General features: G+C 66.1%; 11 protein-coding genes. 3 read left to right on the top strand and 8 right to left on the bottom strand.

Translation table 11 applies throughout. The features are described from left to right. Positions 1 to 5 precede the first annotated feature (5 nt). A complete protein-coding gene (locus AR540_RS23200; RefSeq protein WP_059232324.1) occupies positions 6 to 3,311 on the top strand; it encodes an EAL domain-containing protein in 3,306 nt (1,101 codons plus the stop codon). A gap of 55 nt (positions 3,312 to 3,366) precedes the next feature. Beyond that, the gene (locus tag AR540_RS23195) at positions 3,367 to 4,320 is read left to right on the top strand and encodes an aldo/keto reductase (RefSeq protein WP_059232323.1); all 954 of its coding nucleotides are present in this window, start codon (positions 3,367 to 3,369) and stop codon (positions 4,318 to 4,320) included. Between the two features lie 247 nt (positions 4,321 to 4,567). Here the strand turns inward: AR540_RS23195 and AR540_RS23190 are convergent, their stop codons facing one another. Further along, positions 4,568 to 5,029, bottom strand: coding sequence for an Lrp/AsnC family transcriptional regulator (locus AR540_RS23190; protein ID WP_059232322.1), 462 nt, complete (start codon positions 5,027 to 5,029; stop codon positions 4,568 to 4,570). A 132-nt stretch (positions 5,030 to 5,161) separates the two neighbouring features. Between AR540_RS23190 and AR540_RS23185 the strand changes: the two genes are divergently transcribed. Then, positions 5,162 to 6,310: an aminotransferase class V-fold PLP-dependent enzyme gene (locus AR540_RS23185; RefSeq protein ID WP_059232321.1), complete on the top strand. Its 1,149-nt coding sequence runs from the start codon at positions 5,162 to 5,164 to the stop codon at positions 6,308 to 6,310. Here the strand turns inward: AR540_RS23185 and AR540_RS23180 are convergent, their stop codons facing one another. The 7 genes from AR540_RS23180 to ispG form a co-directional block, all read right to left on the bottom strand. Beyond that, positions 6,311 to 7,102 carry an amidohydrolase gene (locus AR540_RS23180; protein ID WP_059232320.1) on the bottom strand — a complete coding sequence of 264 codons (792 nt, stop codon included), beginning with the start codon at positions 7,100 to 7,102 and terminating at the stop codon, positions 6,311 to 6,313. Beyond that, positions 7,090 to 8,238, bottom strand: a complete 1,149-nt coding sequence (locus AR540_RS23175) for a pyridoxal phosphate-dependent aminotransferase (RefSeq protein WP_059232319.1) — start codon at positions 8,236 to 8,238, stop codon at positions 7,090 to 7,092. Before AR540_RS23175 ends, AR540_RS23180 begins: the two co-directional genes overlap by 13 nt. Before the next feature lie 522 nt (positions 8,239 to 8,760). Then, on the bottom strand, positions 8,761 to 10,248 hold the full coding sequence (der, locus tag AR540_RS23170) for a ribosome biogenesis GTPase Der (RefSeq protein WP_059232318.1): 1,488 nt from the start codon (positions 10,246 to 10,248) through the stop codon (positions 8,761 to 8,763). Between the two features lie 78 nt (positions 10,249 to 10,326). Further along, positions 10,327 to 11,469, bottom strand: coding sequence for an outer membrane protein assembly factor BamB (bamB, locus tag AR540_RS23165; RefSeq protein WP_059232317.1), 1,143 nt, complete (start codon positions 11,467 to 11,469; stop codon positions 10,327 to 10,329). Next, complete coding sequence (locus AR540_RS23160) at positions 11,469 to 12,110, bottom strand: tetratricopeptide repeat protein (RefSeq protein WP_059232316.1); 642 nt, start codon at positions 12,108 to 12,110, stop codon at positions 11,469 to 11,471. The genes bamB and AR540_RS23160 overlap by 1 nt, the downstream gene beginning before the upstream one ends. 11 nt (positions 12,111 to 12,121) lie before the next feature. Further along, positions 12,122 to 13,429 carry a histidine--tRNA ligase gene (gene hisS, locus AR540_RS23155; RefSeq protein WP_059232315.1) on the bottom strand — a complete coding sequence of 436 codons (1,308 nt, stop codon included), beginning with the start codon at positions 13,427 to 13,429 and terminating at the stop codon, positions 12,122 to 12,124. Positions 13,430 to 13,453: 24 nt separating this feature from the next. Then, a complete protein-coding gene (gene ispG / locus AR540_RS23150; RefSeq protein WP_059232314.1) occupies positions 13,454 to 14,566 on the bottom strand; it encodes a flavodoxin-dependent (E)-4-hydroxy-3-methylbut-2-enyl-diphosphate synthase in 1,113 nt (370 codons plus the stop codon). Positions 14,567 to 14,588 lie beyond the last annotated feature (22 nt).

Raw genomic sequence — 14,588 nt, 5'->3', positions numbered from 1 at the left:
GGTCGATGAACGTCTCTTCGCTTCGCGTCCCGCCTGCTCTGGGTAGCGCTCTGGCGCTTTGCGGCGTCTTCTTCCTCGGTTCCCTGCTGTGCCTGGCGCTGAGCCGCCAGCTCACCACGGTGGCTACTCTCTGGCTGCCCAACGGCCTGGCGCTGGTCTGGCTGCTGCGCAGTCGGCGACGGCACTGGCCCCTGCACGCCATCGCGCTGTTGATGGCTGCCGTGCTAGCGGATCTCGCCAGCGGCGGCGCGGTACTGCGCCGCCTCGGCTTCGGCCTGAGCAACCTGGGCGAGGTGCTGCTCGGCGCCCTGCTGCTGCGGCGGCAGCCACTCAGCTTCGACCGCAACGTCGCCACCATGGGCCGGCTGCTGATCTATGGGGTGTTGCTGCCCCCGCTGCTGGGCGCCACCCTGGGCACCCTGATCTTCCTGGACAACGCCGCCGACCTGCTGACGGTCGCCGTCCACTGGTACATCGGCGATGCACTGGGCCTGCTGGTGGTGCTGCCGCTGGCCAATCTTTCCTGGCCCTTGCGCTGGTCGCACTTCACCCGCCACAGCCGTTGGGAATTCCTCGCGCTGCTACTGCTGAGTCCCTCCCTGGCGCTGCTGACGCTCTGGTACCTGCCCTATCCGTTCGTCTATCTGGCCACGCTGCTGATGCTGATGACCATGCGCCTGACCGTGACAGGTACGGCGCTCGTCGGCGGCCTCCAGGTGCTGCTGCTGGGCACCCTGCTCACCCATGGTCACATCATCGACCTGAAACAGGCCCCGCTGGCCATCCAGGCCTTCACCTACATCCCCGTGGCCCTGATGCAGATCCCGCCGCTGCTGCTGGCCGCCGCCGTCCAGCAGAGCCGTTATCAGCACCGGCGCCTGCTGCGCAACCAGGCGCGCTATCGACATGCCATGCAGACGGCTCCCTACGGCATGGCGCTGGTGTCGACCCAGGGGCTGCTGACCGACGTCAATCCGGCCCTGGAGCGCATGTTGGGCTATCCCAGGAACGCGCTCGAAGGCTGTCCATTGCGGATACTGCTGGCCGAACAGGGTGGCGAGCCGGATTTCGGCGAGGTCGAACAACGACTGCAGCTGCACCACCACGATGGCCACGCGCTCTGGGTGGAGCTGGCCTGCTCTCCCGACCACGACGACCAGGACCTGCTGACGGGCTACCTGATCCAGGTGCGCGACATCGATGCCGAGCACCGCGCCGACGAACTCAACGCCAGCCTGCGCGAACGCCTGGAACTGGCGATCCGGGCCAGCAATCTGGGCATCTGGGAATGGGACACCCGTTCGCCGGGCTTCTACGGCGACGCCCGCCTGCGCGAGATCTATGGCATACCCCCGGACAACTGCAGAAGGGACATGGAATTCTGGCTCACCTTCATCCATCCCGACGACAAGGCGCGCTCGCTGGAGGTCTTCGACAAGGTCGCCAGCGAATCGATGTTCTACACCTTCAACTTCCGCATCAACCGCGGTGGTCCGGGGGGTGAGGTCCGCCATATCCGCTCCGACCTGATCTCGGTGGTCGCCCCCGACGGCCATGTCCGCCTGGTGGGAAGCAACAGCGACGTCACCGAGCACCATCGCCTGACCACGGCGCTCTACGAGGAAAAGGAACGGCTGCAGGTCACCCTCGCCTCCATCGCCGATGCCGTGCTGACCACCGACATCGACGGCCGTATCCTCTTCCTCAATCCGGTGGCCGAGCAACTCACCGGCTGGTCGCTGGCCGACGCCCAGGGGCGTCCCCACGAAGAGGTGTTTCTCATCCAGGACAGCCAGAGCGACGCGAGCCTGCCCAGTCCGGTGACCCGCTGCCTGCGCGAGCAGATGGTCATCTCCCTGGAAGAAGGCGCCGTCCTGCTCAGCCGCCACGGCGAACGCCACGAGGTCCAGGACTCCGCCGCACCGGTGCGCACGGTCGACGGGCATATCATCGGCGCGGTGCTGGTATTCCAGAACGTCACCCACGCCCGCAACCTGCAGCGCGAACTGAGCTACAACGCCTCCCATGACGCCCTCACCGGCCTCTACAACCGCCTCAAGTTCGAGCAGGAGCTAGAGCTGGCCTGGCAGCAGGCCCAGACCGGCAACACCCAGCACGCGCTGTGCTTCATCGACCTGGATCGCTTCAAGGTGGTCAACGACTCCGCCGGCCACGCCGCCGGTGACCTGCTGCTGCGCGAACTGGGCACCCTGCTGCGCGACTCCCTGCGCGGCTCCGACGCCGTGGCGCGGATCGGCGGCGACGAATTCGCCCTGCTGCTGCGCGACTGCGACCTGGTACAGGCCGAGGCCGTGGCCGACAAACTCATCGTCAGCATCGGCGCGGTGCGCTTCAACTGGCAGGACCGGGTCTACGACGTCGGTGCCAGCGCCGGGATCGTCGCCATCACCGCCGAGACCCTCAGCCCCGCCGAACTGATGAGCCAGGCCGACGTCGCCTGCTACACCGCCAAGCATGCCGGGCGCAATCGCGCCGCGCTCTACCGGGCGGGCAGCGAGGACGTCGAGCGCCAGCACCGGGAAATCCTCATGGCCAGCGGCCTGCGCGAGGCCCTGGAGCAGCATCGCTTCGAGCTGCACGCCCAGCCCATCGTCGCCACCCACGCCAGCCGCCGCGACGAGCAGCACGTCGAACTGCTGTTGCGCCTGCGTGACGTCCAGGGCCAGTTGATCTCGCCGGCCACCTTCATCCCGGCCGCCGAACGCTTCGGCCTGATGAGCAACATCGACCGCTGGGTGGTACGCCAGGTGCTGGTCGACCTGGTGCCCTGGCTGCAGGAGCGACCGCAGTTACGGGTGGGCATCAATCTGTCGGGCAACAGCCTGAGCGATCCCGGCTTCCTGCCCGAGCTGCTGGAACTGATCGCCGCCTCGCCGCTGGACCCGCAGCGCCTGCTGTTCGAGCTGACCGAGACCGCGGTGATCAACAAGCTGTCGGTGGCCTCCGCCCTCATCAGTCAGGTACGCGAGCGCGGCTGCCGTATCGCCCTGGACGACTTCGGTGCCGGCCTGAGCTCCTTCACCTACCTGAAGAATTTCCGCGTCGACTACGTGAAGATCGACGGCAGCTTCGTTCGCAACCTCGACCAGGACCCGCTGGACCGCGCCATCGTCGAGTCCATCAACCAGGTCGCCCATCACCTGGGCGCCGAGACCATCGCCGAGTTCGTCGAATCCCGGGCGACCTTCGAGCTGCTTGGCGGCATCGGCGTCGACTACGCCCAGGGTTACGCCCTCGGCAAGCCCATCCCGCTGCTGGAATGGCAGGGGCCACCCCGCTTCGAACCTTGAGTCGCGGCCATCGGTCGTAACCTGCATGTCTCCCCCCCATTCGGAAGAGGATCCCATGCAAAAACGTACCCTTGGTCACTCCGATCTGCAGGTCCCACCGCTCTGCTTCGGTGGCAACGTCTTCGGCTGGACGCTGGACGAGGCCCAGTCCTTCCGCATGCTGGACGCCCTGCTCGAGGCCGGACTCGACTTCATCGACACCGCCGACGTCTATTCCCGCTGGGCACTGGGTAACCAGGGTGGCGAATCCGAAGCGCTGCTCGGCAAGTGGTTCGCCAGGAGCGGCAAGCGCGACCAGGTGATCCTGGCCACCAAGCTGGGCATGGACATGGGCGAAGGCCGCAAGGGTCTCAGGGCCAGCTATGTGCAGCAGGCGGTGGAGGCCTCGCTCAAGCGTCTGCAGACTGATCGCATCGACCTCTACCAGGCCCATTGCGACGATGCCGACACGCCGCTGGAAGAAACCCTGGGCGCCTTCGCCCGGCTGGTCGAACAGGGCAAGGTGCGGGTGATCGGGGCCTCCAACTATGGTGGCCAGCGGCTGCGCGAGGCGGCCCAGGTCGCCGAGCGCCTGGGGGTTCCCACCTACCAGAGCCTGCAACCGCACTACAACCTGCACGCCCGCAAGGACTACGAGACGGACCTCGAGCCCGTGGTCGAGGAACTCGGCCTGGGCGTGATCAGCTACTTCTCCCTGGCCAGCGGCTTCCTCACTGGCAAGTACCGCACCAAGGACGATCTCCAGGGCTCCCGCGCGGAGATGGCCAAGCGCTACATGGACGAACGCGGCATGGCCATCCTGGCCGGCCTCGACGAGATCGCCGAAAAACACGACGCCACCCCGGGCCAGGTCGCCCTGGCCTGGCTGATCGCCCGCCCCAGCATCACCGCCCCCATCGTCAGCGCCACCTCCCAGGCCCAACTCGACGACCTGGTGGCCGCGACCCGGCTGCAACTACCAGCCGACGACATCACCCTGCTGGACCAGGTCAGCGCCTATCGCGGATAAGGCGACAGGGCTCAGCCACACGCTCCTATCGCGGCCATGGGCCGCTCCTACGGGATATCTGGCTGCTGTAGGAGCGGCCCATGGCCGCGATCTTGCCTAGGCTGATCAGCTGCTCGAACAGCGCCCTCTTCCTCCGGGAGGGCTAGGGTGAGGGCGACCCAGACAGCCCCTATCAAGAGTGGAAAAGGCCGCACCGTTTTCCACACTGCGGCCTGTAGGAGCGGCCCATGGCCGCGATCCATGCCCCTCACCGCACATAATCCAACGGCAAGGCCGTGCTGTACTTGATCTGCTCCATGGCGAAGCTGGAACTCACGTCCAACAGCCCCGGTACCTGGATCAGTCGCTTGTAGACGCCATCGTAGGCGGCGATGTCCGGCACCACGATGCGCATCAGGTAGTCGGTATCGCCCGCCATGCGATAGAGCTCCACCACCTCGGGGATGGCCGCTACCGCCGCGTGGAAGCGCTGCAGCCAGTCCATGGCGTGCTGGTTGGTGCGCACCGAGACGAACACCGTCACCCCCACGTTGAGCTGCGCCGGATCGAGCAGCGCCACCCGCGCGCGGATGACGCCCTGCTCTTCCAGTTTCTGGATACGCCGCCAGCAGGCAGTGGTGCCCAGGCCGATGCGCTCGGCGATGTCGGCCACTGGCCGAGTGCTGTCCTGCTGCAACACTTCGAGAATGGCGCGATCGAAACGGTCCATGGAAAAATCTTCTCTCTAATCGCCAGATTGAAGAATCATATTCGAATTCGATCTCGAATCAGCGAGCGAAAAGCAAATTTCTTCGGGGCCGACGGCGTTAACCTGGTGCCATTCAAATGCCCGAGGCCCGCCATGGACGCTTCCCCGCTGTACTTCGACTACGCTGCCACCACCCCGGTCGATGACGTCGTCATCGAAGCCATGCTCGGTTGCCTGGGCCGGCAGGGCCTGTTCGGCAATCCCGCATCGAAGGGTCACGCCTTCGGTGGCGACGCCCATCGTGCGGTGGAACAGGCTCGTCAGCAGGTAGCCGAGCTAGTGGGCGCCCAGCCCCAGCAACTGATCTGGACCTCCGGCGCCACCGAGTCCAACAACCTCGCCCTGCTCGGTTGCGCTCGCCGCCGCGGCCAAGGTCATCTCATCACCAGTTGCCTGGAACACCGGGCAGTGCTCGATACGGCCGCGCAACTGGAGGCCGAAGGCTTTGCCGTTACCTATCTCACCCCGGACGAGCACGGCCTCATCAGCGCACAGGCCGTGGCCAATGCCTGGCGCGACGATACCTTCCTGGTCTCGCTGATGCGGGTGAACAACGAATTGGGCACCCTCACCGACATCGCCGCCATCGGCGCCGAGGTCCGCGCCCGCGGCGCGCTCTTCCACGTGGACGCCGCCCAGGCCACCGGCAAGGTCGCCATCGATCTGGCCGCGCTGGACGTCGACCTCATGTCCTTTTCCGCGCACAAGACCTATGGTCCCAAGGGTATCGGCGCCCTCTACGTCGGTCCACGCGCCAAGGGCGCCGTCCAGGCGCAGATCCACGGCGGTGGTCACGAAAGCGGCCTGCGCTCGGGGACCCTGGCCACCCACCAGATCGTCGGCATGGGCACCGCCTTCGCCCTCGCCGGCCAGGCCATGGCGCGGGAGAACGAACGCCTCGTGGCGCTACGTGATCGCTTTCTGGCGGGGGTCCAGGCGCTCCCCGGTACGCGCCTGAACGGCTGTACCCAGCAGCGCATCCCCCACACCCTGAACCTGACCTTCGCCGCACCGCTGAACACCGTCGCCCTGCAACGCCAGCTGGCCTTTTCCACCACCTCGGCCTGCAGCTCGGCCAAGGCCGCGCCGTCCCACGTACTGCTCGGCCTGGGTCTCACGGCGGACCAGGCTTCACGCAGCTACCGATTCAGCCTGGGTCGCTACACCACCGAGCAGGACGTGGATCAGGCCATCGCCCTGATCCAGGCCCATCAGGCCCAGCCAGCGCCCTTCTGGGCCTGATCAGTCCAGGCTGAAGGCGTCGGCGTCGCGCTGCGCCGGGAAGCGCTGGCGATAGGCGGCCAGCGCGGCGGCCGAGAGTGTCGTATGGAAGACGCCGGCCGCCGTGCCGGCTTCGACCAGGGGCTCGCCCTGGAAGTCCAGCACCTGGCTGTCGCCGGCATAGGGATGGCCATTGCCGTCGCTGCCGATGCGATTCACCGCGGCGACGTAGCAGAGATTCTCGATGGCCCGCGCCGGCAGCAGGCGGTTCCAGTGGCCACGCCGCGGCGCCGGCCAATTGGCCACATAGAGCAGCAGGTCGGTGTCATCCTGCGCCCGGCTCCACACCGGGAATCTCAGGTCGTAGCAGATCAGCGGGCGAATCCGCCACCCCTTGAGCTGCACCAGCAGCCGCGTCTCGCCGGGGGCGTAGTGCTCATGCTCGCCCGCCATGCGAAAGAGATGACGTTTGTCGTAGTGCAGCAGTTCGCCATCCGGCGTCGCCCACAGCAACCGATTGCGGTGCTGGCCGTCGGCATCGCGCACGATCAGGCTGCCGGTCACCACGGCGCCGAGCCGCTGCGCCTGCTCGCGCATCCAGGCCGCGGTGGGACCGTCCGCCGGTTCGGCCAGGACGGCGGAATCCATGGAGAAACCGGTGGTGAACATCTCCGGCAGGATGACCAGGTCGGTCTCTCCCACCTCCGCCAGCAGTCGCTCGAAATGAGAGCGGTTGACGGCCGCATCGTGCCAGGCCAGTTCGGTCTGCAGCAGGGCCAGGCGCAGGTCCTGGGTAGGGGTCAGATCGCGCATAGCCGCTCCGCTGCCTGCCGCAGGGTGTCTTCGCGCTTGGCGAAGCAGAAGCGCACCAGGCGCAGGTCCGCGGGCGGCGTCTGGTAGAACACCGAGAGCGGAATGGCGGCGACGCCATGCTCGCGGGTCAGCCATTCGGCCATGGCCACATCGTCCAGATCCGGGCGAATGACGGCATAGTCGACCACCTGGAAATAGGTGCCGGCCGCGCGCTGGAAGCTGAAGCGCGAGTTGCCCAGCAGATCGCAGAAGAAATCGCGCTTGGCCTGGTAGAAGGCCGGCAGCTCGGCCAGGTGCTCGGGGTGGGCCACCATGAAGTCGGCCAGGGCGCACTGGATGGGCGTCACGCCACAGAAACTCACGTACTGGTGCACCTTGCGCAACTCGGCGGACAACGCCGGCGGCGCTACGACGTAGCCGGTCTTCCAACCGGTGACGTGATAGGTCTTGCCGAAGGAGCTGACCACGAAGGCGCGGGCATAGAGTTCGTCATGGGCGATGACACTGGCGTGGCGCTGGCCGTCGTACACCAGGTGCTCATAGACCTCGTCGCTGACCAGGTAGAGATCGCGGCCACGAATGAGCGCCGCCAGGCGGTCCAGTTCGGCGGAGCTGACCAGGGCGCCGCTGGGGTTGTGCGGGGTATTGAGCACGATGGCGCGGGTGCGCGGACTCAGAGCCGCTTCCAGTGCCGTCCAGTCGATAGCGAAGCCCGGCAGCGCCAGGGGCACGTGCACGCAGCGTCCGCCGGCCAGTTGCACCGAGGGCTCGTAGCTGTCGTAGCAGGGATCGAAGACGATCACCTCGTCACCGGGTCGTACCAGCGTCTGCAGGGCGCAGAACAACCCTTGGGTCGCGCCGGGCACGATGGTGACCTCGGCCTCGGCATCCACCTCGCGACCATAGAAGGCGGCGACCTTGGCCGCCACCTGCTGACGCAGCGCCGGCAATCCGGTCATGGGTGCGTACTGGTTGTGGCCGGCCGCGACATGACGACCGACGGCCTCCAGCAGCTCGGCCGGGCCGGCGAAATCGGGAAAGCCCTGGGAAAGATTCAACGCGCCGGTCTGGGCGGCGAGCTGGGACATGCGGGTGAAGATGGTGACGGCGAGGTCGGGAAGCTTGCTCTGGATCATCGCGCGGGCACAGGTCTGGCTAAGAGGAGAACGGCAGACTGCGATTTTTTCCCCGCGAGGGCAAGAGTGGGAGCTTGGAAAGGGAGCGGTTCGGTCCACGCGTCCAGCTGGACGCTCGACTCAAGGCTCATCGCGGCCATGGGCCGCTCCTACAGAACATCGCATCCGGCAGCAGCGGCCCATGGCCTTGATAAGGCTAACTCCGTAGCGTGGAAAACGGCGCAGCCTTTTCCACTTATGAATCCGCAGGGACGCCCTCACCCCAACCCTCTCCCCCAGGGAGAGGGGGCAACTCAGTGCATCTGGTCGCATCAGAGCACCGTCATAGCCGCGATAAGGATGTCCACCGAGGTGGGCTCAGGTACAGGCCGTCATCCAGACATCCCCTCCCCTCTGGGAGAGGGCCAGGGTGAGGGTAACGGCACAGCCTTTTCCACGGGAGCATCCACTACGGGAATGCTAACGGAGCGCCCAAAGAAAAAGGGGCTATTGAGCCCCTTCCTTTCGCAATGCCCTGCCGGCTTACCGCCGCTTGTCCTTGCGCTTCTTCTCGGCCTTCTTGTGGTGGCTCATCAGGCGCCGCTTCTTGTTCACCTGGCGTTCGGTGAGGGTGTTCTTCTTGCCCTCGAAGGGGTTCTCGCCGCCGCGGTATTCGATGCGGATCGGCGTCCCCACCAGCTTGAGCACCCGGCGATAGGTCTTTTCCAGATAACGGGTGTAGGACTTGGGCACCGCCTCGGTCTGGTTGCCGTGGATGACGATCAGCGGCGGGTTGGCGCCGCCCAGGTGGGCATAGCGCAGCTTGATGCGGCGACCGCTGACCATCGGCGGCTGGTGCTCCTGCACCGCGTCCTCGAGGATCTGGGTCAGGCGGCTGGTAGGCCAGCGGGTGGTGGCCGAGGCGAAGGACTGCTGCACCGACTTGTACAGGTGACCCACGCCGGTGCCATGCAGCGCCGAGATGAAGTGGATATCGGCGAAGTCGACGAACAGCAGGCGGCGTTCCAGCTCGGTCTTGACGTAGTCGCGCTCGCCGGAATCCATGCCGTCCCACTTGTTGAGGGCGATCACCAGCGCCCGACCGGTCTCCAGCACGAAGCCGAGCAGGTTGAGGTCATGCTCGACCACGCCTTCGCGGGCGTCCATGACGAAGATCACCACGTTGGCGTCCTGGATCGCCTGCAGCGTCTTGACCACCGAGAACTTCTCGACTGCCTCGAAGATCTTGCCGCGGCGGCGCACGCCGGCGGTATCGATCAGGGTGTAGCGTTCTTCGTTGCGCTCGAAGGGGATGTAGATGCTGTCGCGGGTGGTGCCGGCCTGGTCATAGACGATCACCCGCTCTTCGCCGAGCATGCGGTTGACCAGGGTCGACTTGCCAACGTTGGGACGGCCGATGATGGCGATCTTGATGCCGTTGGTTTCGTCGATGCCCTGCACGCGGCGGAAGACGTCGCCCCCCTCTTCGGCGGCAGCGCGCACCTCCTCCTCGGAAAGCTCCTCGACCTCTACCTCATCCTTGGGGAAGACGCCCAGGGCGGCTTCCAGCAGGTTGTTCACACCGCGCCCATGGGCCGCCGCGATGGGATAGGCGTCGCCGATGGCCAGCGGGCTGAATTCCGCCCGGGCGATGTCAGGGTCGACGGTGTCGACCTTGTTGGCCACCAGGAAGGTGCGCTTGTTTCTCTTGCGCAGGTGCTCGGCGATCATCTGGTCGGCGACGGTCAGGCCGTCGCGGGAGTCCACCAGGAACAGCACCGCATCGGATTCTTCGATGGCCTGCAGGGACTGCTCGGCCATCTTCAGGTCGATGCCTTCCTCGTCACCGGAGATACCGCCGGTGTCGACCACGATGTAGGTCCGTCCCTGCCACTTGGCTTCGCCGTACTTGCGATCACGAGTCAGGCCGGCGAAGTCGGCGACGATGGCGTCGCGGGTTTTGGTCAGGCGGTTGAAAAGCGTGGATTTGCCGACGTTCGGCCGCCCCACCAGGGCAATTACGGGAACCATGCGGCTCTCCCAGAGCAGAAAACACGATGGCCGCTACCGAACTTCCCGGTAGCGGCCATCGGTTGAGGATAATAGTTTCTAGCGCAGGCGATAGGCGACGAGTTTACCGCCATTGCCGTAAACGTAGAGCATGTCACCGACGACCAGCGGTCGTACCCGGACACCATCGCCATCGACCTTGGTGCGGCCGACGAAACGGCCATCGACCTGGCTCAGCAGGTGGATGTAGCCGGCGTAGTCGCCCACCACCACGTTGCTCGACCAGACCACCGGGCCGGTGAGTTGACGACGCGCCAGATCGGCGTTGGTCCACAGCGCGGAGGTGGAGGATTCCTCGACCGCCTCGACGGTGCCGTTGTCCAGGCTCAGGTAGACGTTGCCGAAGCCTTCGGCAACGCCGTCGTAGCTGGAGGCATCGCGCTGCCAGAGTACCTGGCCATTGGCCGGGTTCAGCGCAGCCACGCGACCGTTGTAGCTGACCACATAGAGAGTGTCGCCGGACAGCGACAGGCCACCGTCGATGTCCACCACGCGCTCCAGCTCGGAACGGCCCTTGGGCACGGCGATCTGCTGTTCCCACAGCGGCAGGCCGCGCTGGACGTCCAGGGCGACCACCTTGCCGCTGGCGAAGCCGGCCATGACCACCTGGTTGGTCACCAGGGGCGCACCGGTACCACGCAGGCTCAGCACCGGCTGGGTGTCTTCGTAGATCCAGCGACGGGTACCGCTGCCCAGCTCGAAGGCCTGCAACTTGTCGTCCTGGGACTGGACCACGACCACGTCGTTGTTGACGACCGGGGCGGACAGCACCTCGCTGGAGGCCTGGGCGCGCCACTTTTCGTCGCCGTTGGCGGCGTCGAGGGCGATTACCTGGCCACGCAGGGTACCGACCAGTACCAGACCGGAGCCGACCCCGACCCCACCGGAGACCGGTAGGTCCAGGTCCTTCTTCCACAGCACCGCGCCGGTCTCGCGATTCATCGCCATGACTCGGCCATCGGCATCGGCGGCGAAGATGGTCTGGCCGTCCACGGCCGGTACCAGGCGGTTGTATTCCTTGCCCTGGCCGTCACCCACGGAGCGACTCCAGACTTCATCCAGCCGGACTTCCGCCTTGAAGTCCTTCAGTTCGGCCGGGGGCAACTCCTTCTTGCCGGTGCTGCTGCACCCGACGACCGCAAGGGCGAGACCCAGTACCGCGATAGGCTTCCAGCGCAACATCAGGCGTCTCCTTTGGCGAGATCATCGAGTTTCATCTGCAGCACGCCTTCGGCTGCATCGTTGGGCAGCGCGGCGCGGGCTTTTTCGTAGGCCGCACGGGCTTCGGTGGGCTTCTTCAGCGCCACCAGCAGGTCACCGCGCAGTTCTTCGCGATTGGCGACATAGGCCTTGGGCGCATCGCCGGCGAGCAGCTTCAGGCCTTCCTCGGCCTTGCCCTGGGCGGCGAGGACCCGGGCCAGGCGCTGGCGCGCCAGCTCGCCGAGCTCGGCGTCGTGGGGCTTGTCCACCACCGCCTTCAACTCATTGGCGGCATCGTCCAGACGGTTGTTCTCCACCGCCACCTTGGCGACGAAGAGGCTACCGTACTGGGCATAGGCGGTACCGGAATAATCCTGCTTGAGCTTGCCGTAGGTATCGGTCACCTGGGCGGTGTCGACCTTGCCACCGGGCGCCAGGGCCGCTTCGACCAGCTGCTGATAGAGCACCGAGGCGCCCTGCGCCTGGTTGTTCTGGTAACGCTGCCAGCCCTGCCAGCCGAGCACCGCCACCAGGGCGATGACCCCACCCGCCACCAGCGGCTTGCCGTTACGCTGCCACCAGGCCTTGGCGACCACCAGATTGTCGTCGTCGATGGAACTCAAATCCGTTCTCCTCAATTCCCGCGACCGGCAGCGGCCGGGGGCAAAATCTCGTCCAGACGTGCGGCCAGGGCCGCGAAATCGACCGTTTCCTGGGGTGCATCGCCCCGCAGCGGCTTGAGCGCCACGCGCTGCGCGGCCAGCTCGTCCTCACCGAGGATCATGGCCCAGAGCGCGCCGCTCTTGTCGGCCTTCTTGAACTGGCTCTTGAAGCTGCCGCCGCCGGCATTGACCAGCAGGCGCAGGTCGGGACGGGCATCGCGCAGCTGCTCGGCCAGGCGCAGGCCGGCCAGCTCGGCCGCCTCGCCGAAGGCACAGAGGTACAGGTCGGCGGGACGCTGCAGATCGCCCGGCAGGCACTCCAGGGTTTCCAGTAGCAGCACCAGCCGCTCGACACCCATGGCGAAACCGACGCCGGGCGTCGGCTTGCCACCGAACTGGGTGATCAGGCCATCGTAGCGGCCACCGGCACAGACGGTGCCCTGGGCGCCCAACTTGTCGGTGACCCACTCGAACACGGTGCGGCCATAGTAATCCAGGCCACGCACCAGCTTGGGATTGATCTGGTAACGGATCCCGACGGCGTCCAGACGGGCCTTGAGGCCGTCGAAATGGGCGCGGGACTCGTCGTCCAGGTAGTCGGCCAGGGTCGGGGCGTCCTGCAGCAGCGCCTGGGTCTGGGCGTTCTTGCTGTCGAGGATGCGCAGCGGATTGGTGGTCAGGCGGCGCTGGCTGTCTTCGTCGAGTTGCTCGAAGCGCTCCTGCAGATAGGCCACCAGGGCATCGCGGTAACGCGCGCGGTCGGCGCTCGAACCCAGGCTGTTGAGCTGCAGGGTGACGGCGTCGGTCAGGCCCAGGCGCTGCCACAGGCGCGCGGTGAGCACGATCAGTTCGGCGTCGATGTCCGGCCCGGGCAGGTTGAAGACTTCCACGCCGATCTGGTGGAACTGGCGATAGCGGCCCTTCTGCGGCTTTTCGTAGCGGAACATCGGACCGGCGTACCAGAGCTTCTGTACCTGGCCACCGCCGGTGAGGCCGTGCTCCAGTACCGCCCGCACGCAACCCGCGGTGCCTTCGGGTCTCAGGGTCAGGGATTCCTCGTTACGGTCGAGGAAGGTGTACATCTCCTTGTCCACCACGTCGGTGCCCTCGCCGATGCCGCGGGCGAAGAGTTCGGTGAACTCCATGATGGGCAGGCGGATCTCGTGGTAGCCATAGCCGTCGAGCAACGTCGCGAAGGTACGTTCCAGGTAGCGCCAGGCCGGAGTCTGCTCCGGCAGGATATCGTTCATGCCACGGATGGCTTGCAGGGACTTGCTCACGAAAGGGCCTTATTCCTTGATCTTTCAGCTGCGCGCGATGAGCGCGGCATCCGCTGCGGCCTTTTCGGCCGCCTTGCGGCGAATGAGCCCTTCAAGCTCGTCCACCAGATTGTCGTTGTTCAGCTTGGACGCCGGCTTGCCGTCGATGTACACCAGGTTGTTCGGTGTACCTCCGGTCAGGCCCACGTGGGCCTCCTTGGCTTCGCCGGGGCCGTTGACCACGCAGCCGATCACCGCGACGTCCAGGGGGACCAGCAGGTCCTCCAGGCGCCCTTCCAGCTCGTTCATGGTCTTGACCACATCGAAGTTCTGTCGCGAGCAGCTCGGGCAGGCGATGAAGTTGATGCCACGGGACCTCAGGCGCAGGGACTTGAGGATATCGAAACCGACCTTGATTTCCTCGACCGGATCGGCCGCCAGGGAGATGCGGATGGTGTCACCGATGCCCTCGGCCAGCAGCATGCCCAGGCCCACGGCGGATTTTACCGTGCCCGAGCGCAGGCCGCCGGCTTCGGTGATGCCCAGGTGCAGCGGCTGCTCGATACGCGTCGCCAGCTGGCGATAGGCGGCCACGGCCATGAAGACGTCACTGGCCTTCACGCTCACCTTGAAGTCCGGGTAGTCCAGCTTCTCCAGGTGATCGACGTGGCGCATGGCCGATTCCACCAGGGCCTCCGGGGTGGGCTCGCCGTACTTCTTCTGCAGGTCCTTCTCCAGCGAACCGGCATTGACGCCGATGCGGATCGGGATGCCGCGCTCGCGTGCTGCATCGACCACCGCCCTGACCCGGTCTTCACGACCGATGTTGCCGGGGTTGATGCGCAGGCAGTCCACACCCAATTCGGCGACGCGCAGGGCGATCTTGTAGTCGAAGTGGATATCGGCCACCAGCGGCAGGCTGACGCGCTGCTTGATGCGACCGAAGGCTTCGGCGGCATCCATGTCGGGCACGGAGACACGCACGATGTCGGCACCGGCATCCTGCAGGCGCTGGATCTGCGCCACGGTGGCGTCGACGTCGCAGGTTTCGGTATTGGTCATGCTCTGCACGGCGATGGGGGCATCGCCGCCGACCGGCACCGAGCCGACCCAGATCTTGCGGGAGGGCCGACGTTTGATGGGCGATTCGCTATGCATGCTGGTTTCCCATGAGGTCGCC

The organism is Pseudomonas sp. EpS/L25, assembly GCF_001512295.1.
In the GTDB taxonomy this organism is placed as follows: domain Bacteria; phylum Pseudomonadota; class Gammaproteobacteria; order Pseudomonadales; family Pseudomonadaceae; genus Chryseomonas.
The sequence above is the reverse complement of the archived record's forward strand: the minus strand, read 5'-3'. Positions and strand labels throughout refer to the sequence as shown.